Source organism: Bradyrhizobium sp. CCBAU 51753 (assembly GCF_015291565.1).
Lineage (GTDB): Bacteria > Pseudomonadota > Alphaproteobacteria > Rhizobiales > Xanthobacteraceae > Bradyrhizobium > Bradyrhizobium ivorense.
On record NZ_CP030037.1, the window covers coordinates 7,536,184 to 7,561,670 of the forward strand.

A 25,487-nucleotide genomic window follows, 5' to 3' on the forward strand; every position below is an offset into this window, starting at 1 on the left:
CGCGCCGCAACGCTGCCCGGCGTTGCGGCGGCCCCGAGCTGGCGCCGTGATAACAGTATCGTCCTGGCGAAGCTTATCAAACCCGTCATCCTGAGGTGCGAGCCTCTTCGGCGAGCCTCGAAGGATCGACGGCCACCAGCCGGGCCGATTCATCCTTCGAGGCTCGCCCAGCAGCGCAGCTGCGCTGCTGGACGAGCGCCTCAGGATGACGGGTGAATATTGGATTCCCGGCTCATGCGGAGCCTGTCATCGGGCCGCGCTTCGCGCGGACCGTTGGCATGCCCCGGAATGACGATGGGAAAAAGCCTCAGCTCAGCGTGCCGGCGTGCACCCACCAGCCGGGCTGGTCGGCGCGCAGCCTCTCGCCGGCAGCGGCCGCGTCGGCATCCGTTGCGAAGATCGCAAAGCAGGTCGCGCCGGAGCCGGACATGCGCACGAGGCGAACACCGGTTGCCTGCCGCAGCGCGGACAGCACGTTGCTGATCACAGGCTCGACGCGCGCGGCGGGGGTTTCGAGATCGTTGGTGCCGCTTGCGAGCGCGTCGATCCAGTCGTCGATCGCGCTCGAAGTGTCGGGCCAGGACGGGGCCTGCATCACCACATCGGTGGCGCCGATCAACAGCTCGCCGTGACGCAGGCCGAGCGCGTTGAAGACGTCCCTGGTCGCAACCGGCACGCGCGGATTGACCAGCACGCACGGCAGCGTCGGCAGGTCGAGCGGCAACAGGCTCTCGCCGACGCCGCTCATGTCGCAGGCGCGCGAGGCGACGCACACCGGCACGTCGGCGCCGGTCTTGAGCGCGACCTCCATGATCCGGTCATCGTCGAGCGACAGCTCGTTGAGCCGCGCCAAAAGCCGCAGCGCGGCCGCGGCATCCGCCGAGCCGCCGCCGATCCCGGCGGCCACCGGCAGCACCTTCTCCAGCGTGAAGTGGCCGACCTTGAGGTCGGCGACGCGCTCGCCGAGCAGGCGCGCGGCCTTGAGCACCAGATTGTCCGAGGTGTCGCCGCAGGCATCCGCCAGCGGCCCGGACATCGAGAGCGCCAGTTGGTCGCCCGGCTCCAAGATCAGGCGATCGGCGCAATCGGCAAACGCGACGACGCTCTCCAGATCGTGAAATCCATCGACGCGCCGCCCGACCACCTTCAGCGTCAGGTTGACCTTGGCACGCCCCTCTTCAATCAGCGCCGGCACGGCGAATAACCCCTAAAAAACAAACATCGTGATGCGATTAGCGTAAATCGCACCACGATCCTATCCCTTTGTTGGCACGGAAATTCCGGCACCACTCGTCATGCCCGGGCTTGACCCGGGCATCCATCGCCCGAAAGGGCATCTCGCGAAGGGGATGGATGGCCGGGTCAAGCCCGGCCATGTCGATCTCATTCTGCGGAAGGCCTTGGCCTGTCTAGCGGGCAACTACCCGCCCTTGCCGCCGTCGTCCTTCTTCTTGTCGTTGGCGGCGGCGGCCGGCGAGGCGTCTTCGGGCAGACCGTTGTCGATCTTGGCCTGGATCTTCGGCAGCTCGTCCGGCTCCGGCTTGAGGTCGCGGGCGTGCGCCCACTGGAATTTGGCCTCCAGCGTGCGGCCGACGCGCCAGTAGGCGTCGCCGAGATGGTCGTTGATGGTCGGATCTTCCGGCTTCAGGTCGATGGCGCGCTCGAGGTTCTTCACCGCTTCCTCGAAATTGCCGATCCGGTAGTAGGCCCAGCCGAGCGAATCCACGATGTAGCCGTCGTCGGGGCGCTGCTCGACGGCACGCTTGATCATCTTCATGCCTTCGTCGAGGTTGATGCCCTGGTCGATCCAGGAATAGCCGAGATAGTTCAGCACATGCGGCTGCTCGGGCTGCAGCTCGAGCGCCTTGCGCATGTCGGTCTCGGCCTTGTTCCACTGCTTGGAGCGCTCCTCGCAGATGCCGCGATAGTAGTAGGTGACCCAGGCATTCTTGTCGCCGCCGGCCGGCAGCGCATCGATCGCCTGCGAATAGGTCACCGCGCAGTCGCCGAACTTCTTGCGGCCGCGCTCGATGTTGCCGAGCGCCAGGATCGCCTCGATGTCCTTCGGGTATTCCGTCGCGACGTCCTTGAGGATCTTGATCGCCTCGTCGCTGCGGTCGGCGGCGTCGAGATTGGTCGCGAGCTGGATCTGGGCGTTGCGCTTCAGCGGCGAGGACGCCGGCATCCGCTCATAGATCTTGATCGCCATCTGCGGCTTCTTCACCGATTCATAGAGATCGGCGAGCGAGAGGAGCGCCATCGGATGGCTCGGCTGCAGATAGAGCGCCAGCTGCAGATAGACCAGCGCGAGGTCCTCGCCGCCGCGGCGGGTCAAGGTCGCGCCGATGCCGTAGAGCGCCTCGGCGGCGCCGGCCTGCGGGCTATCGACCAGCGGCGGCAGCTTCTTGCCGGCCTTGGTCTCCTTGATGCCGTCAAGCACCAGCGGGTGGCGCGGCAGCTTCTTGTCGAAGGCCTCATAGAGCGCGGTGGCGGCGGCGGTATCCTTGTTGCGCGAGGTCCAGCGCGCATATTCGTCGACCGTGCGCAGCGCCGAATCGTCCAGCTTGTAGGTGCGCTCGAGCCGGGTGCCGGCGTCCTTCTCCTTGCCGGCGAGCTCGTAGATCATGCCGGCATGCAGGTCCTTGAAGATCGGATACCAGTCCGGCCCGGTCAGCTTGTCGATTCCGGCGATCGCGGCCTTGGAGTCGCCGGCGCCATAGGCGGCCCAGGACGACAGCAGCGTCGCGACGAGGTCGGTGATCGGGCCGCGGATCGACTGGTTGATGTTGGTCTGCGCGGCGGCGTACTTCTTCAGCTTGAGGTCGCGCACGCCGACCACGAGGCGGGCGACGCGGTTGGCCTTGTCCTGGGTCAGGATGCGGTCGGCGAGCTTGACCGCCTCGTCGATGTCGCCGTCGGCGAGCGAGGAGATGAAGGCGCGGTCGAGCAGCTCGGAATTTTTCGGATCGGTGCGCAGCGCGGAGCGGTAGAACGCCGCGGCCGAGGCCGCATCGCGCTCGACGCTGGCATGGCGGGCGGCCAGATAGCTGCCGGCGGTGGTCAGCGATTTCAAATCGTTCTTGGTCGGGAATTGCGCCGTGTTGTCGGCGGGATGGTCGGGCGTCTGCGCCGCCAGCTGCGCCGGCGCGGCGAGCGCGGCTGCGGCGAGTGCGGCAATGGTCAGGCGGTTGAAACGGGTGAACAGCATCACGGTCGCCTTGCTCCAGGGATTTACGGCCAGATCCTTACAAGATCTCGCTTGCGATCAGCTTCAAAATGCGACCCAAGCGGCGGCATCACGGCCGCCGACAATGCCGCTTTTGGCGTTCAACCGCAAGGATAGGCATGACGAATCAATCGGCAGATTAGGCCCTTAGGACCGCCGATCCAGCCAGCCTGCCCCGCAAGACGCTTCTAGTGTGGCGGTATCGTGGCCGGCGCGCGCACAAACGCGTTGAGACACAGAAGGATGCCCTGGAAACAGTTCCGCCTCCCCTCGCAAGCGGAGAGACGGGGGTTGTCCGGAGCGCTGTGCCCTCACGCAATTGTGGTCAGGCTTACATCGCCTCGTAGTTCGGGCCGCCGCCGCCTTCCGGAGGAACCCAGGTGATGTTGCCGTTGGGGTCCTTCACGTCGCAGGTTTTGCAGTGGACGCAGTTCTGCGCGTTGATCTGGAAACGCGGGCCCGAGCTCTCCTCGACCCATTCATAGACGCCGGCCGGGCAATAGCGGTTGGAGGGACCGGCGAACACGTCGTGCTCGGAGGTCTTCTGCAGGTTCATGTCGGCGACCTTGAGATGGACCGGCTGGTCCTCCTCATGGTTGGTGTTGGACAAAAACACCGAGGACAGCTTGTCGAACGTGATCTTGCCGTCCGGCTTCGGATAGGCGATCGGCTGGTGCTGCGTGGCGGCATCCAGCGTCTTGCGGTCGGGCTTGGCGTGCGACTGGGTGCCGAACAGCGAGAAGCCGAGCGTGTTGCACCACATGTCGAAACCGGAGAACAGCGTTCCGAGCAGATTGCCGAACTTCGACAGCAACGGCTTGGCGTTGCGGACCTTGAACAGGTCCTTGCCGATCGCCGACGAGCGCCAGGCATTCTCGTACTCGACGAGTTCGTCATTGGCGCGGCCGGCGCCGAGCGCCGAGGCGACATGCTCCGCGGCGAGCATGCCGGAGCCCATCGCGTTGTGGACGCCCTTGATGCGCGGCACGTTGACGAAGCCGGCGGCGCAGCCGATCAGCGCGCCGCCCGGGAACGACAGCCGCGGCACCGACTGGTAGCCGCCCTCGGTGATGGCGCGCGCGCCATAGGCGAGCCGCTTGCCGCCCTCGAACAGCTCGCGGATGTCGGGATGCGTCTTGATGCGCTGGAATTCGTCGAACGGCGACAGATACGGGTCGTTGTAGTTCAGATGCACGACGAAGCCGACCGCGACGCGGTTGTCGTCGTAGTGATAGAGGAACGAGCCGCCGCCGGTCTTGTCGTTCAGCGGCCAGCCGAGCGTGTGCTGCACCCGGCCCTTCTTGTGCTTCGCCGGGTCGATCTGCCAGACCTCCTTGAGGCCGATGCCGAACTTCGGCGGCTCGCAGTTGGCGTCGAGGTTGTATTTCGCGATCAGTTGCTTGGACAGCGAACCACGCGCGCCTTCGGCGAACAGCGTGTACTTGCCGAGCAGCTCCATGCCGCGGGTGTAGGAATCCTTGTGGGTGCCGTCCTTGGCGATGCCCATGTCGCCGGTGGCGATGCCGCGCACCGCGCCCTTGTCGTCGTAGAGCACTTCGGCGGCGGCGAAGCCCGGATAGATCTCGACGCCGAGCGCCTCCGCCTTCGGCGCCAGCCAGCGGCAGACATTGCCGAGCGAGCCGATGTAGCAGTGATGATTGTTCATCAAGGGCGGCATGATGAAGTTCGGAATGCGGAACCAGCCCTGCGACGTCGCCCAGTAGAAGCGGTCGCTGGTCACCTGGGTCTTGAGCGGACAGTCGGCGTCCTCGCGCCAGTCCGGGATCAGTTTGTCGAGCGACACCGGATCAATCACCGCACCCGAGAGGATGTGCGCGCCGACCTCAGAGCCCTTCTCCACCACCACGATCGATAGCTCCGGATTGAGCTGCTTGAGCCGGATCGCGGCCGACAAGCCCGAGGGGCCGGCGCCGACGATGACGACGTCGAATTCCATGGATTCGCGCGGAGGAAGTTCTTCACTCATGATCTGATCTCAGCCCATTGAGAACGCTTCTAAGCTTTTCAGGGTCGTTGTTTCCGATTTTTCGGGGAAGGACAACCATGGAATTGCGCTTCGGGACGTTTCGCGCGCGTCCATTCTGTCCTAAATTCAATATGCCATGGCCCTGACGCCCGAACCCGCCCCTACTCTGCAGCAATTGCTGGCCTTTTACCTCGAGGCCGGGGTCGACTGCGCGCTGGGCGATGAGCCGATCAACCGCCTGGCGGAGGTCGACGCGGTTCCCGCGCCCGCCGCGCCGCGGCCCGTTGCCGCGCTCAATCCGCTGCGTCCGCCGCCGCCGGTGATGCCGTCAGTTCCGCGCAGCGAAAACACCGTGGCGCCGGACGCCGCGATCGCCTCGGCGCGCGATGCGGCACGGATGGCGCCGACGCTCGAGGCGCTGCGCGAATTGCTGCAGACGTTCGACGGCTGCGCGCTGAAGCACACCGCGACGAAACTGGTGTTCGCCGACGGCAACCCCGAGGCGCGCGTGATGTTCGTCGGCGAGGCGCCGGGCCGCGACGAAGACATCGAGGGCCTGCCGTTCGTCGGCCGCTCCGGCAAGCTGCTCGACCGCATGATCGCGGCGATCGGGCTCGATCGCAGCAAGGCCTATATCGCCAACGTGATCCCGTGGCGGCCGCCCGGCAACCGCACGCCGACGCCGCAGGAGACGCAAATCTGCCTGCCCTTCATCCAGCGCCAGATCGAGCTGGTGAACCCCGACGTGCTGGTGACGCTGGGCAATCCCTCGACCCAGGCGCTGCTCGGCACCCGCGAGGGCATCATGCGTACGCGCGGCAAATGGGTCGACTACGACACCGGCACCCGCACCATCCGCGCCATCGCGACGTTCCATCCGGCGTATCTGCTGCGTTCGCCGTCGTACAAGAAGATGACCTGGCTCGACCTGCGCGCGATCGCGAAGGCGTTGGCGGCGGCAAGCGCGTAGCTTCGTAAGCACCGTCATTTCGGGGCGATGCGGAGCATCGAACCCGGAATCTCGAGATTCTCAGGTGCGCAAGTGCGCACCATAGTTCTCGCTTCGCGAGCCCCGGAATGACGGTCGCAAGATCACCCCTTCGGGCGCACGATGGCCCAGCCGATCCGCAAGGTCGGCAGCCGGCCGTTGACCAGGCGGTCGAACGAGCGCGGCACCTCCGGCACCAGATTCGGGAAACGCTGCGCAATATCGGGCGGCGGGGTGCCGGCGGTGTCCTGCGCGCGCCACACCACGACGCCGCCGGTCTCGTTGAATTTTGCGATCGACAGCCACGGCGTCCGCTGCGGCGTGGCGTCGAGCAACAGGTGTGGACGGCGCGCCTGCATCGCGATCAGGCTGGCGATCTCCGGATCGCCGGCGACCGCGCGCAGGCGCTGGTTGGTGCGGCGCTCATAACTGTCGTCGAAGAAGCGGCCGATCGCGGCCGACGGCAGCGAGGTCGGCGCCTCCGTGGTGCTGGTCCAGGGCAGGAACAGCGCCACCACCAGCGCCAGCGCGGCCGGTGCGGCGACGGCCAGCGCCCACACCGAGCGCAGCAGCCGCTGCCGCCGCAGACGAATCAGATCGCCGCTCGCGACCACGACGGCGAGCCCCGACATCAAGAGCGCGACGCCGGCGCCGCCGAACACGCGGTCGAGGTTGAACAGGCCGGAGACGAAGCTGCCGACGACTGCAGGCGCAAAGGTGAAGAAGTAGACGAATTGCTGCCCCAGCGGATCGACCGCCGGGCGGTAGATGATCGGCGGATCCTCCTTCTCGCGGGCAAACCAGCGCGAATTGAGGATGACCAGCAGCACGATCGCGGCGGTCGCCACGATCAGGCCGCCGAGCACGATGCCCCAGCGCGTGGCGCGGGCGCCGAGTTCGCCGAGCGCCGGCAGTGGCGGCAGCGCCAAGACGTCGGCGCGGATCAGCCAGATCAGATAGGGCAGCGCCAGCACGATGACGACGAGCAGCGCGTAGATCGGATCGACCGCGCGCAAGGTGCGGCGGCCGCGTGCGGTCGCGACCGCAAAGCCCGCGACCAGGAGGATCATGCCGATCGCCGCAGGCGTGGTCAGCAGCAGCAGGCCGCAATCGATCGACCAGGCGAACCAGGCGCTGCGCCGGTTCTGCCCGATCAGTTGCCAGGAATGCAGCAGCAGCAGCGCCCACAACGGACGCGCCAGGATCAGCGGGCCGAACTCGACGCTCGGCGAGGAGAACACGACGACCGTCATCGACAGCAGCACCGCGAGCACGCCCTGCGGCCCGCCGACGATGGCGCGCGCCAATTGGTAGAAGGCGATAAAGGTCGCAATCTCGCAGATCTGCGCCAGCAGATAGACGCCGAACACGTGATTGCCGGCGGCGCGGTAGGCGATGTCGGCGAGCCAGAACGACAGCGGCGGCCCCATGTCGGTGCCGACCTGGTATTCGCGGCCGAACGCCAGCACGGTGGCGAGATTGCCGGGCGGGCTGCCATAGACGATCAGCGGCAGGAACAGCCAGATCGCCGCCTGCGCCAGCACCACGATCCACACCACCAGACGCGGCCGGGCGCGGATCAGTTCGACGACGAGGGAGGTAAACCGCATGAAACGCCTGAAATGCCCCAACCACCCGTGTCAGCGGCGCAAGCTGGTCCTTGCGGTTTGATAACGGGCGGCGGCGATGGAGGCAACCGGTGTACGCACGACTCTCTCCGCGACAAACCAACAGTGCGACTCGCGGCCACCCCTCTCCCCAACCCTCCCCCGCAAGGGGGGAGGGAGCCCTTCCGTCGGCGGCTCACTCACTTGCTACCGAGGGATAGCTTTCGCGCACGTTCGAACGTACGACTCGATGTGAGGTGGGCACGCAGGTCAGGCTCCCTCCCCCCTTGCGGGGGAGGGTGGGGAGAGGGGTGGCCGCAAGCGATGGCGTACGTTTGGACGCTACGCCGCGGCGGAGGCCACGGCTTCGCTCTCCGGATCGACGGTGAACAGGTCCGGCGTCGGCGGCTCCGGGAAATGCTTTAGCCGCGCCGCGACGACGGGGGCGAAGAAGCTGCGGTGATGGGCGCTGGGGCCGAGCCGATCCAGCGCTTCGAGATGCTCGGGCACGGCGTAGCCCTTGTGCTGCTCAAAACCGTAGCCGGGGCAATCCAGCGCCAGTGCGCTCATCAGGCGATCGCGCGTCACCTTTGCGATGATCGAGGCCGCGGCGATCGACGCCACCAGGCCATCGCCGCCGATCACGGCCTCGCAGTCGCAAGGCGTGGCGAGCCGGTCGCGGCCGTCGACGAAAACGTGCTTGGGCGCCTCGGGGAGCGCATGCACCGCGCGAGCCAGCGCCCACAGCGAGGCGCGCAAAATATTGTCGCGGTCGATTCGCGCCGGCGAGGCCACCGCGACCGAATAGGCTGCGGTCGCGCAGATCTCCTCGAACAGTTCCTCGCGGCGCTCGGCGGTCAGCCGCTTGGAATCGTCGAGGCCTTTCGGGATGCGCTTCGGATCCAGCACCACCGCGGCGGCGACCACGGGGCCCGCCAGCGGGCCGCGCCCGGCCTCGTCGCAGCCAGCGATCGGCCAGACCCCGCGCTTGATCAGCGCGCGCTCGCGCCGAAAGCTCGGCCGCACGATGACGCGCTTCTCCGGCTTGGCTGGCTCGGCCGGCGTCTTCTGCGCCGCGGTCTTCGCGGCTTTGGGCACGCTCTTGGATTTGTCCCGAATCATGCGCCGATCGTGGCGCAGGCCGAACCGCCAGCGCAACCGGGAACCCGGCGCCCTTCCCCGTTATTCAGGCCGCGGCGCCGGGCAGCACGTTCCGCTTGACGGTGGCGCGCTGTCAAAACAGCGAAAACAACCCCATGCAAAGTAGCTCGCGCACCGGGTTAGAGGTAATAAAATACCGCGAGAGCTAGTCCGGCAGCGAGACCCGGCGGTCGTCGCCGACCGTAAAGCCCGGCGCGCGGACCACCTCCCAGGCGTGGCCGTCGGGATCGGCGAAATAGCCGCAATAGCCGCCATAGCTGGTCGGCTTCGCCGGATTGAGCAGCTTTGCGCCCTTGGCGAGCGCGAACGCCATCACGGCATCGACCTCGGCATCGTCGCGGCAGTTCCAGGCAATGGAGACGCCATGGAAGCCGGCCGGCCGCGGCTTGTCGGGCAGCGCGGCGTCGGCGGCGAGCAGATGCCAAGGGAACAGCCCGATCACGGTGCCGCCGGTGTCGAAGAAGGCGACCTCCTCGCCGGTCGCGCGCATTTTTCTGGTGAAGCCGAGCGATTCATAGAAGGCGATGCTGGCGCGCATGTCATTGACGCCGAGGGTCAGGACGGTGAAGCGTGGGGTCGGGGCGTTACTCATTGTTACCTCATTCCCGTCATTGCGAGCGAAGCGAAGCAATCCATCTATCCCAACGTTGCGACATGGATTGCTTCGCTTCGCTCGCAATGACGCTCTGGTTGCAGCGTGCTTCGTAGCCCGGATGCAGCGAAGCGTAATCCGGGTAAGTCTTTCCGCGGAGAGACTGGCCCCGGATTTCGCTTCGCTGCATCCGGGCTACAAGTCTGCCCTAGAACAAACTCAACTGCTGGCCATTCCGCTTCGGCCTCGCAAAATGATCGGTGGTCAGCTTGGTGCGGCGCTTGTTCAGGCCGAGCTTTTCGCAGGCGATCTCGAAGCGGCGGCCGATCATCCAGGCCATCGGGCCGGTGCCCTTCATCCGGGTGCCCCATTGCGAGTCGTAGTCGCGGCCGCCGCGCATGTCGCGGATCAGGGTGAAGACGTGGCGGTAGCGGTCGGGATAGTTCGCCATCAGCCACTCACGAAATAGATCGCGGACCTCGAGCGGCAGCCGCAGCAGCACATAGCTCGCCTCCTTGGCGCCGGCATGCGCCGCGGCATCGAGGATGCGCTCGATCTCCGAATCGTTCAGCGCCGGGATGATCGGCGCCGCCATCACCGTGGTCGGGATGCCGGCATCGGCCAGCCGCTTGATCGCCTCGAGCCGCTTCGTCGGCGTCGAGGCGCGCGGCTCCATGGTGCGCGCGAGCTTCGGATCGAGCGTCGTCACCGACAGCGCGACTTTTGCCAGATTGCGCTTGGCCATCCGCGCCAGGATGTCGATGTCGCGGGTCACCAGCGCCGATTTTGTCACGATGCCGACCGGATGGCCGGCGCGCTCCAAGACCTCGAGAATGCCGCGCATGATTTTCCGTTCGCGCTCGATCGGCTGATAGGGATCGGTGTTGGTGCCGATCGCGATCATCCGCGCCTCGTAGCCGGGCGCGGCAAGCTCCTTCTCGAGCAGCTCCGGCGCATCCGGCTTGGCGAGCAGCTTTGATTCGAAATCAAGCCCCGGCGACAGGCCGAGATAGGCGTGGGTCGGCCGCGCGAAGCAGTAGACGCAGCCATGCTCGCAGCCGCGATAGGGATTGATCGAGCGGTCGAAGCCGATGTCGGGCGAGTCGTTGCGGGTGATCACCTTGCGCGAGGTATCGAGCGCCACCGAGGTCTTGAACGGCGGCAGGTCGTCAAGGCTCTGCCAGCCGTCGTCGAAGGCCGTCCGCGCCTCGGCCTCATAGCGGCCGCTTGCATTGGACTGCGCGCCGCGGCCACGCCGCCGCTCGCGCTCTATCGCCACCGCGATCTCGGGAAAAGGGGAAGCACCCGCCGGGTTATCGGAGGGCGCCGTTGCCGGCGGGTGCCTGAGGGCATGAGAGGATGCTCTGCTCATGCCGTGAAGCTAACACAGCTTGAGAACAAATCAAGAACATGAACGGAGAAATTCCACAGAACCGTGGCGCAAAAATCTGCAGACGAGAAGGCTGCTTTGAATATGACATGGTGATAACACAGCGCGGTTTTTCCACCCCTTTGAGCCGTTGAGCCTCAATGCTGAGCGTGATCATTCCGACCGACGGGGTCGAACGCACCGCGGTTGCGACACTGGCGGCGCTGGTGCCGGGCGCCGCTGCGGGGGTCATCCGCGAGGTGCTGCTGGTCGAGCGGACCAACACCGACGTGATGGAGCGCGTCGCCGACGTCGCGGGCTGCCGCTTCCTGCGGTTCGAGGGCAGCCGCGCCGCGGCGCTGGCCGCCGGCGCCAAACAGGCGCGCTCGCCCTGGCTGATGTTCCTGCATCCCGGCGCCGTGCTGGACACAGGCTGGATCGAGGAGACCACCCAGTTCATCCAGATCGTGGCGGCGAGCGGCAAGGACCGCGCCGGCATTTTTCGCTATGCCCGCTCGCCCTACACCGATGCCGGGCTGCGCGACGGCTTCAAATTCGTCGCCCGGATGGTCGCCGGCCCGTCGGCCGAACAGGGCCTCTTGATCGCGCGCGAACATTACGAGCGGCTCGGCGGCTACCGGCCCGACGCCCGCCGCTCCGAGGCGCGGCTGCTGCGCCGGCTCGGCCGCTCCTCGCGCACCATGCTGCGCAGCCGGATCATGGTCGCATAGACGCCCCCAAGATATACTTGCCAAAGTCAAATAATTATTTGACACTGGCAAATATCGAGGTGCGCCATGACTGATCCCATGACAGATCCCGACGACCAGGTCACCGCCGTCCGCGGCTTCAACCGCTTCTACACCCGCAAGCTCGGCATGCTGGATCAGCATCTCGTGCACAGCCCGTTTTCGCTGAGCGAGGCGCGGGTGTTGTACGAGCTGGCGCATCGCGAGGACGCCGCCGCGCGGGACATCGGGATCGAGCTCGGGCTCGATGCCGGCTATCTCAGCCGTATCCTGCAGAAATTCGAGGACGACGGCCTGCTCGCCCGCAAGCCGCTGCCGACTGACCGGCGGCAGATCCGGCTCAATCTCACCGCCAAGGGGCGGCAGGCGTTCGCCAAGGTCAGCCGCGCCTCACATGACGAAGTCGCCGCGATGCTGGCGCCACTGTCGCCGGAGGACCGCATCCGGGTCACCGCTGCAATGGCAACCATCGAACGGCTGCTGGAGCCGCCGGCCGCAAAGCCGGCCGGCTTCCTGCTGCGCAGCCACCGCGTCGGCGACATGGGCTGGGTGATCTCGCGGCAGGGCCGCGCCTATGCGGAGGAATATGGCTGGGACATCAGCTACGAGGCATTGGTCGCCGAGATCTGCGCCCAGTTCATCAGAAACTACGACCCGGCGCGCGAGCATTGCTGGATCGCCGAGGTGGCGGGCGAACCGGTCGGCTCGGTCTTCCTCGTCAACGGCGGTGACGGCATTGCAAAGCTGCGGCTGCTGATGGTCGAGGAGAAGGCGCGCGGGCTCGGCGTCGGACGGGCGCTGGTCGAGCAATGCATCCGCACCGCGCGCGACAACGGCTACAAGAAGATGACGCTGTGGACCCAGAGTATCCTGCTCGCCGCCCGCGGCATCTACGCCCACGCCGGCTTCGAGCGGGTCAAGGAAGAGAGGCATCACAGCTTCGGCGTCGACCTGGTCGGCGAGACCTGGGAGCTGGACCTGTGAAGCCGCAGCGCCGCGACGAAGGGCGGCGCGTGACGGCAGAACTCATCACGTTCTATGCGCGGCGGGCCCACGCGCTGCGCGCCGCGGCGTATCGCAACGCGGCCTTGGCGTTGTGGCGGGCGGTGGTGAGGATGGTCAGAGGCAGGTGATCGGTCCCGCACACTGAGTGCGTAGCCCGGATGCAGCGCAGCGCAATCCGGGACCGGTGTCGACGCAGGAGAGACCGCCCCGGATTGCGCTTCGCTGCATCCGGGCTACGGAACGCTCACGCGCTGGCGCCTTTTGCCTTCGGGCGGCGCAGATGCTCATCCAGCCGCGGCATGATCTCGACGAAATTGCAGGGCCGCGTGCGGTAGTCGAGCTGCGCGGCCAGAATGCCGTCCCAGCCGTCGCGGCAGGCGCCGGGCGAACCCGGCAGGCAGAAGATAAAGGTCGCGCCCGCGACGCCGGCGGTGGCGCGGCTCTGGATCGTCGATGCGCCGATCTTGGCGTGGCTCAGCATGTGGAAGGCGATCGAAAAGCCGTCCATCCGCTTCTCGAACAACGGCTCGACCGCCTCCGGCGTGACGTCGCGGCCGGTAAAGCCGGTGCCGCCGGTGGTGATCACGGCGTCGACGCCTTCATCCGCAATCCAGCGCCGGATCACGGCGCGGATAGCCTCGACATCGTCGGTGACGATTTCGCGCGCCGCGAGCTTGTGGCCGGCGGCGGTCAGGCGGTCGGCGAGCGTGGTGCCGGACTTGTCGTCGGCGAGCGATCGCGTGTCCGAGATCGTCAGCACCGCGATGTTGAGCGGGATGAAGGTTTTGGTTTCGTCGGTTGAGGACATTTCAATCACTCCACACACTCCGCCGTCATCCTGAGGTGCGAGCCTTGCGGCGCACTTGCGCCGCTGGGCGAGCCTCGAAGGATGGGCCGCGGGCGCTTTATCCTTCGAGGCTCGCCGAAGAGGCGAGCACCTCAGGATGACGCGATCTAGAGCTACCCGCCGCTGCCGAACGTATTACACGCCTGCACCGTGCCCTGCTGGTAGCCGCGCATGAACCATTCCTTGCGCTGCGCGGCGGAGCCGTGGGTGAAGGAATCGGGCACCACCCTGCCCGTCGCCTGGCGCTGCAGCGTGTCGTCGCCGATCGCGTTCGCGGTGGTCAGCGCGGCATCGATGTCGCCGGCCTCGAGGAAGCCGGGCCGCTTCTTCTCCTCGCGATTGACCCAGACGCCGGACAGGCAGTCGGCCTGCAGCTCGACCCTGACCTGCAGCGCGTTGGCTTCCCGCTTGTCGCCGGCCTGCTGCTGCAGCCGCGTCACCCGCGGGATGATGCCGAGCAGATTCTGGATGTGATGGCCGGCCTCATGCGCGATGATATAGGCCGCGGTGAACTTGCAGGCGTTGCCGGAGCAGCCGCGGAAGCGGGTCTCGACCTCGCGGAAGAAGCCGGTGTCGAGATAGATGGTCTTGTCCGGCGGGCAGTAGAACGGGCCCATCGCCGACTGCGCCATGCCGCAGCGGCCGCCGTTGGTCGCGTTGCGGAACAGCACGATCTTCGGGCCGGTGTAGCTCTGGCCGCTCGCCTGGAAGATCTCGCTCCAGCGATCGTCGATTTCACCCAGGATGCCGGCAATCATGCTGCCCATCTCGTCGGTCGGCGCGCCGCGCTTGACCTGACCGCCCGACGACTGCCGGTCGGTCTGATAGGTCGGAGCGTGGCCGCCGCCGGTGAGAATCTCCGCGCCGCCGATCAGGATGCGCGGATCGATGCCGAAGGCGTAGCCGAGCAGGCCGAGCACGATGATGGTGCCGATGCCGAGCCCGCCACCGCCGCCCATCGGAATGCCGAAACCACCGCCGCCTCCGCCCATCCCGCCTTCATCGCGACGGTCTTCGATGTCGTCGCTGCGGCGGAAGTCATCGTAGCGCATGGCGGTTTCCCTCCACTCCAGTCCGTGGCCCAATGCGGGACACATCAGACGTAAAATTTTTACTCTGTTAATCAATAACCCGGCCGGCAAAAATTGCCTAGTGCGCCGAGGCGGCCGCCCTCGCGGAGTTTGCCGCGCGAGCGAAGGCAATTCTAGCGGTCGAATCGTGCCGGTTTGATGATCGCGCAACTCGCATCGCACCGTGCAGATGCGCAGCGCACAATGCGAATGACGACGTGCCGCGCGGTTCGAAAGTCGCTGCAATCTTTTACGCGAACATTTCCAATTAAGTCGATTTTTACTTTGCCGGGTCAATGTGTGGTCAGTCGGTTGTTTAGTCCCGCGTCGCCGACAGCGTCGCCTGAGTCAGAGTTCTTGAGTCATGGTAGTGTCGCGTCGCGGGGCGTCTGCAAAGGCGCCCCGCACTAAATTTGAGAATGCCCCGTCGAGCCGGATCGTCGTCGGCGATTGCGTCGCCGAGTTGTCGAAGCTTCCCGCAAGCTCCGTCGATCTGGTGTTCGCAGATCCACCCTACAATCTGCAGCTCAAGGGCGACCTGAAGCGCCCCGACGAATCGCATGTCGATGCCGTCAACGACGAATGGGACAAGTTCACGTCCTTCGCCGCCTATGACGATTTCACCCGCGCCTGGCTGCTGGCCTGCCGCCGCGTGATGAAGCCGTCTGCAACGCTGTGGGTGATCGGCTCCTATCACAACATCTTCCGCGTCGGCGCCATGATGCAGGACCTCGGGTTCTGGCTGCTGAACGACATCGTGTGGCGCAAGTCGAACCCGATGCCGAATTTCCGCGGCCGCCGCTTCACCAATGCGCACGAGACCATGATCTGGGCCGCGCGCGATGAGAAGGCGAAGGGCTACACCTTCAATTACGAAGCGCTGAAGGCGGCCAATGAGGACGTGCAGGCGCGTTCCGACTGGCTGATCCCGCTGTGCACCGGCGAGGAGCGCCTGAAAGGCAGCGACGGCAAGAAAGTGCATCCGACGCAGAAGCCGGAGCAGCTGCTCGCCCGCGTGCTGCTGTCGTCGTCGAAGCCGGGTGATCTCGTGATCGATCCGTTCAACGGCACCGGCACCACCGGCGCCGTCGCAAAGCGGCTCGGCCGCAACTACATCGGCTTCGAGCGCGACAAGGCCTATGCCGCGGCCGCCGAAGCGCGGATCGCCGCGATCGAGCCGCTGCCGGACGCGACGCTGGCGCCGTTCATGACCGCGCGCGAGGCGCCGCGCGTGGCGTTCTCCGAACTGATCGAGCGCGGCATGATCCTGCCCGGCGCCAAGCTGGTCGACGCCAAGAAGCGCCACGGCGCGCTGGTCCGCGCCGACGGCGCCATCATGCTCGGCGACAAGGTCGGCTCGATCCACCGCATCGGCGCGGTGGCGCAGGGCTCGGGGGCTTGCAACGGCTGGACCTTCTGGCACGTCGAGACCAAGACCGGCCTGAAGCTGATCGACGAGCTGCGCGCCGAGATCCGGTCAGGGATGGCGGCGGGCTGAACGTTTCCGAGAACCGCGGCCGTAGGATGGGTAGAGCGCAGCGAAACCCATCAACTTTGAGTCCGCGGGTGAGATGATGGGTTTCGCTGCGCTCTACCCATCCTACGCGTTCCCACCTTCGCGTGTCGGACGCAGGGCAGCCATTTGTTTTTCGATTGCCGCTCCGCGACGCCCGGGCCTAAGATATAGGCGCTGTCACTTGCCGTTTCGATTGGTCGCCCGATGCGCAGACAATCCGAGACCTTGCTGCTGGTGCCGCTGCTGCCGATCTTCCTGATCGGCATGTTTCCGATGCTGCTGATCGGCCTGCTCGGATTTTTTGGCCTGATCATTTTCGGCATCCTGCTGGTCTGCGTCGGGCTGACGCTCGGCCTCGAGGCGCATGGCGAATTCAACGAGGGGATCATCGTCCACGGCTACGCGCGTCCGTCCGAACGCGCGACGCAGATCTCAAACCTGCATGCTGCGACCCGCGCCGCGGCGGTGCTGGAGATCGTCGGGCTGGCGCTGGTCGTAACCGGCCTGGCCGGCTTTTTCGGCTATGGCTGACCGGCGCGGCGCGCACGGCTCTCTCGCAAACTCGTCGCTTGCGCATCGCAGCAAAGTTTGCGCATGAAGGCACACGCGCGGGCTTTCCCCCCGCAGCGTCCCGATCCCGTCGGTGAAAACATCAATCGGTCATAAAACCAGGGGAGTTCCTCCATGCTCAAATTCTATTTCAACGGCGCGCCGAACCCGATGAAGGTCGCGCTGTTCCTGGAAGAGTCCGGCCTGCCGTTCGAGGCGATCCCGGTCGACACCCGCAAGGGCCAGCAGTTCGCGCCGGACTTTTTGAAGGTCAATCCGAACGGCAAGGTGCCGGCGATCGACGACGACGGCATCCTCGTGTTCGACTCCAACGCCATCCTGCTCTACCTCGCCGAGGAGCACGGCAAGTTCCTGCCGGCCAACACACCGGCCAACCGCGCCGCGACGCTGTCCTGGCTGATGTTCATCGCAACCGGCCTCGGCCCCTATTCCGGCCAGGCCGTGCACTTCAAGCATTTTGCGCCGAAGGATCTCGACTACGCCCACAACCGCTACCAGTACGAGGCGCATCGCCACTACAAGATCCTCGACGATCACCTCGCCAAGTCGCGCTACATGGTCGGCGATGCCTATTCGATCGTCGACATGGCGTTCTGGGGCTGGGTCCGCATGGGAACATTCATCCTCGGCGAGGACGGTTTTGCGAAGTATCCGAATGTGAAGCGGCTGCTCGACGAGATCTCGGCGCGTCCCGCGGCGGCCCGCGCCAACGCGCTGAAGGACAAGCACACCTTCAAGGCCGAGATGGACGACGAGGCCCGCGGCATCATGTTCGGCCATCTCAAGACCAAGGTGGCGTGACACGAGCCACCTCAACGCGACAAGGGTGGGCACGCTTCCGCTTTGCCCACCCACGCAAGCAATTTGCTGGCGCGACCTATCTCCCCAACGTCGTCCCTGCGAAGGCACCTAGGGCATGCACACATCTCATCACTCAGCCGATCTTGCTTAAGGCGACACGGGAGGTGGGAGGGCTCTCTCCCCCTTGCGGGGGAGAGTTGGAGAGAGGGGTAAGCCACAATCACCGCCCGCGGGGCTTACCCCTCTCCCTAGCCCTCCCCCGCAAGGGGGGAGGGAACCCATCCGGTGGCGCCTTCCTGACCTGTAAGCCCTCCAGATGTGTGCATGCCCTAGTGCTTTCGCAGGGACGACTCGTTGATGGGTCCGTGCGAGAAATCGGGTGGGCAAAGGCGCGAAAGCGCCGTGCCCACCATCCACGCCACGCTCGCAAAAATGCTCGTCAACGGTCAGCCCGCCGCGCGCGCCTCGGGCGCCGGGAACGGGCCCAGCGCCCGCTCGGTCAGCACCGAGTCGCAATATTCCCGCACCTCCTTGATCCTGCCGGCCTCGAAGCGGAACACCAGGCAATAATCGTTGTCGTAGCGCTGGCCTTGCTTGGTGAGGTTGTTGCCCTTGGCCTCGACCACGACGATGTCGCCGTCGGCGATGATGCGATGGGCGATGGTGCGGCCGCGCTCGACCAGTTTCGAGCGCACATGGCCGTGCAGGTCGGTCATGATCGATAGCCTGCCGGTGAAGCTGCGCGACCAGGAATATTGCCCGGTCACGGTCCAGACCGCGTCATCGGCGAGAACAGCCATGAACAGCGATTTCTCGCGCACCGCGGGATCGGGATCGCCCGCGATCGCAAACATCTCCTGCACCAGTTTCTTGTTGTCGGCTGCGCTCATGGCGGCTCTCCATCGATGGGGGTTGGCTCTTGCCTTGACGCGTTTTGTTCACGCGAAGGGGTATCCACGTCGCTCGAAAACGCTTCTGCCCATCATTGCCGCGCCGACGCGCATTCTTCCAATCGATAGATGGTATGATATATATTCATCTGATGAATTTGAATTCGCTTGACCTCAATCTGCTGGTGGCGCTCGACGCGCTGCTGAAGGAAACCAGTGTCAGCCGCGCCGCGCTGCGGCTGCATCTGTCGCAGCCGGCGGCCAGCCACGCGCTGCAGCGGCTGCGCGAGCTGATCGGCGATCCGCTCCTGGTGCGGAGCGGCGCGCGGATGGAGTTGACGCCGCGGGCGCAGGCGCTGCGCGCGCCGCTGGCGCAGGCGCTCGACCAGATCCGCGCGCTGTTCGTATCAGACGATTTCGACGCTGTTAGCAGCGAGCGGCATTTCCGGCTGATGATGCCGGACCTCGCGGTCGAGCTCCTGATGCCGCCGCTGATGGAGAAGGTGACGCGGCTCGCCCCCAACGTCACCATCGACGTGGTGCCGTGGCGCGGGCCCGCGATCTTCACGCCGGACTTCGCCCGCACCATCGATCTCGTGATCTCGATCGGCGACTCCTTCAAGGGCTTTCACCGCCAGCGGCTCTACACCGACAGCGATGCGCTCGCGGTGCGCCGCGGCCATCCGGTGGGTGCGAAGCTGAAGAAGCGCGAGGTCTTCCTCGCGGCGCGGCACGTCGCCGTGGTGATCCGCGGCCAGAACGAGGATCTGATCGACACTTGGCTGCGCGCAAAAGGCATCGAGCGGCGGATCGCGCTGGTCGTGCCCGGCTATATCGAGGCGCTGCACGTCACCGCGCGCACCGACCTCGTCGCCTTCGTGCCGCGCCGGCTGATCGCGGCGCTGGCCAGGCAATTGTCACTGGTCGCCGTGACGCCGCCGCTCGATCCCGGCATTGACGAGCAGCACATGTTCTATCCGACGCGGGCCCAGATGGATCCCGGTTCGATCTGGCTGCGCAGGCTGATGCTGGAGACCGGGCGCGAGCTGGAGCAGAGGAAAGTGTAGGGTGGGTTAGCCGAAGGCGTAACCCACCATTTTGACCGCAATTGCGGATAGGCGGTGGGTTACGCTTCGCTAACCCACCCTACGAACCTGGAGACCGGACGCGAGCTGGAGCAGAGGAAAGTGTAGGGTGGGTTAGCCGAAGGCGTAACCCACCATTTTGACCGCAATTGCGGATAGGCGGTGGATTACGCTTCGCTAACCCACCCTACGAACCTTGGCTGGCGTGATCGCCTCTTACGCCTTCTGCTCGGCCAGCACCTTCTGCACCGCCGGACGCTGCTCCATCGCGGCGCGATGCGCCTTCACCTTGGGCAGGGTTGCGATGTCGACGCCGTCGCCCTCGAGCCAGAGCGTCAGCGTGTAGAGATAGGGATCGCAGACCGTGTAGCTGTCGCCCATCACCCAGGGGCCCTTCAGCATGTCGCGCTCGATCAGGCCGAAGCTCGCCGCCATGGTCTTCGACACCATCGCCTTCATGTCGGCGAACGAGGTCTCCTGCGTCGCCCAGCGATAGCCGCGCCCCTTGTGGGCGTGGTTCACATGCACGGTCGAGCAGAGATAGGAGTTGAACGCCTGCACCCTGGCAAACTCGAAGGCGTCATCGAGCGGCGCCAGCCTGGCCTGCGGAAAGGTCTGGGCAATGTAGGCCAGGATCGACGGCGTCTCGGTCAGCACGCCGCGGTCGGTGACCAAGGTCGGCACACGGCCCTTCGGATTGATCTTGAGATATTCCGGGCTGTTCTGCTGGTTGGTCTTGAAGTCGAGCCGCTCGACCGTGTGAGGCGCGCCGGCCTCGACCAGCGCGATGTGGGAGGCGAGCGCGCAGGTGCCGGGCACGTAATAAAGCTTGAGCATGTTGCTGTCCTCTCCGAGCCTTGTCGGTTCGCTCAGAACCATGGCTCCGGTTCTTGTTTTGACGCGGCGGAGGTTACCGGCGCGGCCGTTTGCCGTCCATCCCCCGGGGAACGATGACGCACTCGTCATCGCTCCCCGACTTTTTGCTTGAGCATGATCTTTTCGGAAAACCGGGGTTCACTTTTCCGGATCATGCTCTGCCTTTCGCGGTTGCCCACCGCAGCGCTGTCATGCCATGACCATGGCCGATCGAAGGGGATTTTTCATGACTGTGCTCATCGCGGGTGGCGGAATTGGCGGGCTGACGCTGGCGCTCAGCCTGGATCAGATCGGGGTGCCCTGCCGCGTGTTCGAGAGCGTGCCCGAGCTGAAGCCGCTCGGTGTCGGCATCAACGTGCTGCCGCATGCGGTGCGCGAATTGATCGAGCTCGGCCTGCACGATGTGCTCGATGCGTCGGCGGTGCGCACATGCGAGCTCGCCTATTTCTCCAAGCACGGCAAGCCGATCTGGAGCGAGCCGCGCGGGCTCGAGGCCGGCTATAAATGGCCGCAGTTCTCGATCCATCGCGGCCGGCTGCAACAGATCCTGCTCGATGCCGCGACCGAGCGGCTCGGACGCGACATTATCCTGACCAGCCATCACCTCACCGGCTGGACGGAGACCGCGGACGGTATCCGCGCCGATTTCATCGACCGCGCCACCGGAAAACCAGCCGGCAGCTACGACGGCGCGATTCTGATCGCCGCCGACGGCATCCATTCGGCGGTGCGCGAAAAACTGTATCCGCAGGAAGGACCGCCGCTCTGGAACGGCCGCATCCTGTGGCGCGGCATCACCCGCGCCGACGCCTTCCTCACCGGCCGCACCATGATCATGGCCGGCCACGAGATCCTGAAATTCGTCTGCTACCCGATCTCGAAAGCGGCCGGCGCGGACGGCAAATTCGACATCAACTGGGTCGCCGAGCGCCACATGCCGCCGACCTATCAGTGGCGCCGCGAGGACTATAACCGCACCGCCGATCTGGGCGAGTTCTTACCGTGGTTCGAGAGCTGGAATTTCGACTGGCTCGACGTGCCCGGCCTGATCAGGAACTGCCCGCACGCCTACGAATATCCGCTGGTCGACCGCGACCCGATCCCGCAATGGACCTTTGGCCGCGTCACGCTGATGGGCGACGCCGCGCACCCGATGTATCCGATCGGCTCCAACGGCGCCTCGCAGGCGATTCTGGATGCGCGGGTGCTGACCCGCGAGATCCTGGCGCAGGGCGCGACGCAGGCCGCGCTCGCGGCCTACGAGGCCGAGCGGCGGCCGGCGACCACTGATCTCGTGATGCTGAACCGCCGCAACGGCCCGGAGCAGGTGATGCAGCTCGTCGAGGAGCGCGCGCCGGACGGGTTCGGCGTCGTCACCGACGTGCTGTCGCAGCAGGAGCTGGAAGACATCGCCGCCAACTACAAGCGCGTCGCCGGCTTCCAGGTCGAGGGACTGAACGCCAAGCCGCCGATCGTGCCGCGCGGCGCAGCGGCACGGGCCGGTTCAACCTGACATTGCGTGAATCGTCATCACGCTTTAGGTCTTGTTTGGGCATGATCTCCGCGTAAGCGCGTTTCGCGTTGGTCGCGCGCGGGAAAATCAAACGGGGACTGCGGGAATGAGCGACTGGGTGCACAATCTGCCTGTCACGGCAATGGCGCTGGTTGTCTTTGGCTTCACCTATCTGCTCGCGGCCGCCGCGTTGATGGCCGTGACCGCGCTCGCAACGGGCGAGCGGGCAAAGTCGTTCAAGGCCATCTCGCCCGGCCTGCTGCCGGTGCTCGGCATCATCTTCGGCCTATTCGTGGCATTCACCGCCGCGCAGGTCTGGAGCGATAGTGACCGCGCCAATACGGCGGTCAGCCACGAGGCGAGCGCACTGCGCGCCGTGGTGCTGCTCGCCGCCGGCTTGCCGGCGGAGAAGCAGGCAAAACTGCGCGGCCTGGTGCGCGACTATGTCGAGCAGGCTGCAAACGTGGAATGGCCGATGATGGCGCGCCAGACCGCCTCGCTGCGGGCAAGTCCGCCCAACCTTGTCGAGGCCTTGCAACTCGTCATCGCGCCGCAGGAAGGCCAACCGATTGCCCAGCGCGAACTGATCGCCGCGCTGCAGTCCGCGCTCGACGCGCGCCGACAACGGATCATCGTCAGCCAGGCCGAAGTCAATCCGGTCAAATGGTTCTGCCTCTATCTGCTGGCGATCTGCGAGATGCTGGCGATCGCGCTGGTGCATTGCGACAATCGGCTGGCCTCGGCGCTTGCGCTCGGGCTGTTCTCTACCGGCGTCGCCGCCGCGGTGCTGCTGATCGCGGCCCATGACCGTCCCTTCACCGGCCAGATCTCGATCCGCCCCGAGCCGCTGCTGCAGATCATGCCGAACGATCCGGCCGGCCGGTAGGCACTGCGCGCATCGTTCGGGCGTGAGCTGAGGCGCCCCGATCTTATCCCCGTCACCCTGAGGTGAGAGCCTTGCAGCGCAATCGCGCTGCGAGGCGAGCCTCGAAGGGTGCACGGCCCGGCTGATGGCCGTCGACCCTTCGAGGCTCGCAAGAGCTCGCACCTCAGGGTGACGGGACTGGCTTCGGCGCGTGACGTGTTATCGTAGCGCCCGCGCTGCTTCGACCAGGCGGATGCTGCTCATCGCGGTCGCGAGCAGCGTGCCGTCTTCGGCGGTCAGCCGCCCCTCGACGAAGGCGATGGTCTTGCCGAGCTGCGTCACGGTCGCCTCGCCGGTGATCGGCCCGGGTTTTGCCGGCGCCAGGAAATTCACCGTCATCGTGATCGTCGTGGTGAACAGCTTCCCCTCGGTCATCACGAACACCGCCGGTCCCATGGTGTCGTCGAGCATCGAGGACAGGATGCCGCCCTGGATGAAGCCGGCCGGATTGCAGAAACCCGGCTTGCCGTCGAAGGCCATCTTGATCCAGCCGTCCTGCGGGCGGGCGTCGATCAGCCGCCAGCCCAGCAGTTTTGCGACAGGCGGCATCGGGATGTGGTCGAGCGCAGTTGCGATCATGGCGGCCTCCGTTTGCCCGCCGTGATAGCCGGGCCCTGCTGCCAGCATGGTGTCAGCAGGCTAGAGATCGAGGCCGTGGGCGACGACTTTGCGCATCACGTTCGGGAACGCTTCGTTATCCAGCGTCGCGACCGGCACCCAGCGCATGCCGTCGGGCGCGCGGGTCCGTGCCGAAACGCTGGCCGTATAGACCACGAGCTCCAGCGGAAAATGCGTGAACACATGGCTGACGACGCCGGTTTTGCGGTGCCAGCGCACCACGCCTTTCAGCGCGGGCGCCTGCGCCAGCGCCGCGTCGTCCTGTTGTCCGGCATGCCATTCCGACCCCGGCACCTCGGTCATGCCGCCGAGCAGGCCCTTGTCCGGGCGCGAGCGCACCAGCAGTTCGCCGCCGCGCGTCACCACGAAGGCGGCGCCGCGGCGCAGCGCGCCGCTCTTCTTCGCCGCCTTGCGCGGAAACGTCTCCTGGTCGCCGCGCCTGCGCGCTGCGCAATCGTCGTTCAGCGGACACAGCGCGCAGGCCGGCTTCTTCGGCGTGCAGATTGTGGCGCCGAGGTCCATCAGCGCCTGCGCGCTATCGCCGGCGCGAGATGGGCCGAGCAAGGTCGCGGCCATCTGCTGGATCAGCGGCTTTGCTTGCGGCAGCGGCTCCTCGATGGCGTAGAGCCGCGACACCACGCGCTCGATATTACCGTCCACCGGCATGGTGCGGCGGTCGAACGCGATCGCGGCGATCGCGGCCGCGGTGTAGGGCCCAATGCCGGGCAGCGCGCGCAGGCCCGCCTCGGTATCCGGAAAGATCCCGCCATGGTCGTTGAGCACGGCGACCGCGCAGGCATGCAGGTTGCGCGCCCGCGAATAATAGCCGAGCCCGGCCCACATCCTCAGGACGTCGTCCAGCGAGGCGCGCCCGAGCGCCGACACATCGGGCCAGCGCGTCACGAATTTTTCGAAATAAGGCCCGACCGCCCGCACCGTGGTCTGCTGCAGCATGATCTCCGACAGCCAGACCCGGTACGGATCCGCCAGTTCGCCCGCCGCCGCCCGCCACGGCAGCTTGCGGCGGTGCCGGTCATACCAGGCGAGCAGCCGCGCCGGACGGTCGGCGCGATCATCGATCGCGGGCGCATTCTTCCGTCTTGCGGCTGGGCTTGATAGAGTCATGTCGTCATATAGCGTCACCCGGGGACATCGCGTAAGCACCAGCGCTCAAGGACTCGGTGATATCCATGTCGAAATCAGCCAATCCCCATCCCGGTGAAATCCTGCTCGAGGAGTTCCTCAGATCGATGGGCCTTAGCCAGAATGGCTTGGCGAAGGCCGTTCATGTGCCCCCGCGCCGCATCAACGAGATCGTGCTGGGAAAGCGGGACATGACCGCCGACACCGATCTGCGGCTGGCGCGCTATTTCGGCGTTTCGGAGGGGTTCTTCCTCGGCTTGCAGATGGATTATGACCTGATGCAGCGGCGGCGCGAAATTGATCGCGACCTCAAGGCCATCCGGCCCCGCGCGGCCTGAGCACGTCCGCGCACCATGCTATAATCCCCCGATGTCAAAACCCGGCCCGATCAGCGCAAAGCCCCTCTCGATCCTGCTCAGCGACGTCTTTACCGACGCCTACGCAAAGCAGGGGTTTGCGGCGCGCGAACTGGTGACGCGCTGGGGCGAGATCGCGGGCGAGCGGATCGCGGCCTATTGCGAGCCGCTCAAGATCCAGTGGCCGCGGCCGGTGGAGGGCCAGCCGCAGGAGCCGGCGACCTTGGTGCTGCGGGTCGAGGGGCCGATGGCGCTGGAGATCCAGCACTCCTCCGACGTGATCCTGGAGCGGGTCAACCGCTTCTTCGGCTGGCATGCGGTGGGACGGCTGACCATCCGCCAGGCCCCGCTGTCGCGCCGCGACCGGGTGGCGCGGCCGCGCGCGCCGGACGCCAAGGCGGTGGCCCGGGAGGCCGAAAACCTCAAGGCGGTGGAGGATGACGAGCTGCGCGCCGCGCTCGCCCGTCTCGGCGCCTCGATCAAGCGAAATTGACGTTTTTCGCCGGCTCTGCCGCGGGATCCCGGCATTGCCACAATGGTCGTTTCAAGCTAGCGAAGGCTTCTTTTCGGGACCCCTATTCATTCGGCGTGAA

25 protein-coding genes are annotated in these 25,487 nt (G+C 66.0%); 12 read left to right on the plus strand and 13 right to left on the minus strand.

Annotated elements, in window-relative coordinates:
- Positions 1-307 precede the first annotated feature (307 nt).
- The 3 genes from XH93_RS34470 to XH93_RS34480 all read right to left on the minus strand — a co-directional run bounded on the left by XH93_RS34470 (position 308) and on the right by XH93_RS34480 (position 5,216).
- Positions 308-1,195, minus strand: coding sequence for a 4-(cytidine 5'-diphospho)-2-C-methyl-D-erythritol kinase (locus XH93_RS34470; protein WP_194470891.1), 888 nt, complete (start codon positions 1,193-1,195; stop codon positions 308-310).
- 225 nt (positions 1,196-1,420) lie between these two features.
- The gene (locus XH93_RS34475; RefSeq protein WP_194470892.1) at positions 1,421-3,208 is read right to left on the minus strand and encodes a tetratricopeptide repeat protein; all 1,788 of its coding nucleotides are present in this window, start codon (positions 3,206-3,208) and stop codon (positions 1,421-1,423) included.
- A 349-nt stretch (positions 3,209-3,557) separates the two neighbouring features.
- Positions 3,558-5,216: an electron transfer flavoprotein-ubiquinone oxidoreductase gene (locus XH93_RS34480; protein WP_194475435.1), complete on the minus strand. Its 1,659-nt coding sequence runs from the start codon at positions 5,214-5,216 to the stop codon at positions 3,558-3,560.
- A 139-nt stretch (positions 5,217-5,355) separates the two neighbouring features.
- Here XH93_RS34480 and XH93_RS34485 point away from each other — a divergent pair, with 139 nt between their 5' ends.
- A complete protein-coding gene (locus XH93_RS34485) occupies positions 5,356-6,183 on the plus strand; it encodes a uracil-DNA glycosylase (protein ID WP_194475436.1) in 828 nt (275 codons plus the stop codon).
- Between the two features lie 122 nt (positions 6,184-6,305).
- Here XH93_RS34485 and XH93_RS34490 read toward each other — a convergent pair whose 3' ends face one another.
- From XH93_RS34490 to XH93_RS34505, 4 genes are all read right to left on the minus strand, one after another.
- Positions 6,306-7,811, minus strand: a complete 1,506-nt coding sequence (locus XH93_RS34490; protein WP_194470893.1) for a glycosyltransferase family 39 protein — start codon at positions 7,809-7,811, stop codon at positions 6,306-6,308.
- Positions 7,812-8,150: 339 nt separating this feature from the next.
- A complete protein-coding gene (locus tag XH93_RS34495) occupies positions 8,151-8,930 on the minus strand; it encodes a ribonuclease HII (protein ID WP_194470894.1) in 780 nt (259 codons plus the stop codon).
- A 184-nt stretch (positions 8,931-9,114) separates the two neighbouring features.
- Positions 9,115-9,561 carry a VOC family protein gene (locus XH93_RS34500; protein WP_194470895.1) on the minus strand — a complete coding sequence of 149 codons (447 nt, stop codon included), beginning with the start codon at positions 9,559-9,561 and terminating at the stop codon, positions 9,115-9,117.
- A gap of 208 nt (positions 9,562-9,769) precedes the next feature.
- On the minus strand, positions 9,770-10,933 hold the full coding sequence (locus tag XH93_RS34505; protein WP_194470896.1) for a PA0069 family radical SAM protein: 1,164 nt from the start codon (positions 10,931-10,933) through the stop codon (positions 9,770-9,772).
- A 158-nt stretch (positions 10,934-11,091) separates the two neighbouring features.
- Between XH93_RS34505 and XH93_RS34510 the strand changes: the two genes are divergently transcribed.
- The 3 genes from XH93_RS34510 (at position 11,092) to XH93_RS34520 (ending at position 12,812) form a co-directional block, all read left to right on the plus strand.
- Positions 11,092-11,661 (plus strand): glycosyl transferase, encoded by a 570-nt coding sequence (locus XH93_RS34510; protein ID WP_194470897.1) that lies wholly within the window; start codon positions 11,092-11,094, stop codon positions 11,659-11,661.
- Between the two features lie 66 nt (positions 11,662-11,727).
- The gene (locus XH93_RS34515) at positions 11,728-12,663 is read left to right on the plus strand and encodes a helix-turn-helix domain-containing GNAT family N-acetyltransferase (RefSeq protein WP_246799377.1); all 936 of its coding nucleotides are present in this window, start codon (positions 11,728-11,730) and stop codon (positions 12,661-12,663) included.
- Positions 12,660-12,812 (plus strand): hypothetical protein, encoded by a 153-nt coding sequence (locus XH93_RS34520; protein ID WP_194470898.1) that lies wholly within the window; start codon positions 12,660-12,662, stop codon positions 12,810-12,812. Before XH93_RS34515 ends, XH93_RS34520 begins: the two co-directional genes overlap by 4 nt.
- Before the next feature lie 116 nt (positions 12,813-12,928).
- Here the strand turns inward: XH93_RS34520 and moaB are convergent, their stop codons facing one another.
- Both moaB and XH93_RS34530 read right to left on the minus strand, forming a co-directional pair.
- The gene (gene moaB / locus XH93_RS34525; protein WP_139864436.1) at positions 12,929-13,492 is read right to left on the minus strand and encodes a molybdenum cofactor biosynthesis protein B; all 564 of its coding nucleotides are present in this window, start codon (positions 13,490-13,492) and stop codon (positions 12,929-12,931) included.
- A 152-nt stretch (positions 13,493-13,644) separates the two neighbouring features.
- Positions 13,645-14,583, minus strand: coding sequence for a neutral zinc metallopeptidase (locus XH93_RS34530; protein ID WP_194470899.1), 939 nt, complete (start codon positions 14,581-14,583; stop codon positions 13,645-13,647).
- 382 nt (positions 14,584-14,965) lie between these two features.
- Between XH93_RS34530 and XH93_RS34535 the strand changes: the two genes are divergently transcribed.
- From XH93_RS34535 to XH93_RS34545, 3 genes are all read left to right on the plus strand, one after another.
- Entirely contained in the window at positions 14,966-16,099 is a 1,134-nt protein-coding gene (locus XH93_RS34535; RefSeq protein ID WP_194470900.1) for a site-specific DNA-methyltransferase, read from the plus strand.
- Positions 16,100-16,321: 222 nt separating this feature from the next.
- Positions 16,322-16,648 (plus strand): hypothetical protein, encoded by a 327-nt coding sequence (locus tag XH93_RS34540; protein WP_194470901.1) that lies wholly within the window; start codon positions 16,322-16,324, stop codon positions 16,646-16,648.
- Positions 16,649-16,801: 153 nt separating this feature from the next.
- The gene (locus tag XH93_RS34545; RefSeq protein WP_194470902.1) at positions 16,802-17,488 is read left to right on the plus strand and encodes a glutathione S-transferase family protein; all 687 of its coding nucleotides are present in this window, start codon (positions 16,802-16,804) and stop codon (positions 17,486-17,488) included.
- 446 nt (positions 17,489-17,934) lie between these two features.
- On the opposite strand, the gene XH93_RS34550 is transcribed toward XH93_RS34545, so the two are convergent.
- The gene (locus XH93_RS34550) at positions 17,935-18,378 is read right to left on the minus strand and encodes a nuclear transport factor 2 family protein (RefSeq protein ID WP_194470903.1); all 444 of its coding nucleotides are present in this window, start codon (positions 18,376-18,378) and stop codon (positions 17,935-17,937) included.
- 152 nt (positions 18,379-18,530) lie between these two features.
- Between XH93_RS34550 and XH93_RS34555 the strand changes: the two genes are divergently transcribed.
- Positions 18,531-19,445 carry a LysR family transcriptional regulator gene (locus tag XH93_RS34555; RefSeq protein ID WP_194470904.1) on the plus strand — a complete coding sequence of 305 codons (915 nt, stop codon included), beginning with the start codon at positions 18,531-18,533 and terminating at the stop codon, positions 19,443-19,445.
- A 234-nt stretch (positions 19,446-19,679) separates the two neighbouring features.
- Here the strand turns inward: XH93_RS34555 and XH93_RS34560 are convergent, their stop codons facing one another.
- Entirely contained in the window at positions 19,680-20,300 is a 621-nt protein-coding gene (locus XH93_RS34560; RefSeq protein ID WP_194470905.1) for a glutathione S-transferase family protein, read from the minus strand.
- 265 nt (positions 20,301-20,565) lie between these two features.
- Between XH93_RS34560 and XH93_RS34565 the strand changes: the two genes are divergently transcribed.
- Positions 20,566-21,852, plus strand: coding sequence for a flavin-dependent oxidoreductase (locus XH93_RS34565; protein WP_194470906.1), 1,287 nt, complete (start codon positions 20,566-20,568; stop codon positions 21,850-21,852).
- A 106-nt stretch (positions 21,853-21,958) separates the two neighbouring features.
- Positions 21,959-22,738: a DUF4239 domain-containing protein gene (locus XH93_RS34570; protein ID WP_194470907.1), complete on the plus strand. Its 780-nt coding sequence runs from the start codon at positions 21,959-21,961 to the stop codon at positions 22,736-22,738.
- A gap of 198 nt (positions 22,739-22,936) precedes the next feature.
- Here the strand turns inward: XH93_RS34570 and XH93_RS34575 are convergent, their stop codons facing one another.
- Both XH93_RS34575 and mutY read right to left on the minus strand, forming a co-directional pair.
- The gene (locus XH93_RS34575; RefSeq protein ID WP_194470908.1) at positions 22,937-23,356 is read right to left on the minus strand and encodes a PaaI family thioesterase; all 420 of its coding nucleotides are present in this window, start codon (positions 23,354-23,356) and stop codon (positions 22,937-22,939) included.
- A 60-nt stretch (positions 23,357-23,416) separates the two neighbouring features.
- The gene (gene mutY, locus XH93_RS34580) at positions 23,417-24,520 is read right to left on the minus strand and encodes an A/G-specific adenine glycosylase (protein ID WP_194470909.1); all 1,104 of its coding nucleotides are present in this window, start codon (positions 24,518-24,520) and stop codon (positions 23,417-23,419) included.
- Positions 24,521-24,585: 65 nt separating this feature from the next.
- Here mutY and XH93_RS34585 point away from each other — a divergent pair, with 65 nt between their 5' ends.
- Entirely contained in the window at positions 24,586-24,876 is a 291-nt protein-coding gene (locus XH93_RS34585) for a HigA family addiction module antitoxin (protein WP_194470910.1), read from the plus strand.
- A gap of 31 nt (positions 24,877-24,907) precedes the next feature.
- Positions 24,908-25,387: a DUF721 domain-containing protein gene (locus tag XH93_RS34590; RefSeq protein WP_139481834.1), complete on the plus strand. Its 480-nt coding sequence runs from the start codon at positions 24,908-24,910 to the stop codon at positions 25,385-25,387.
- Positions 25,388-25,487 lie beyond the last annotated feature (100 nt).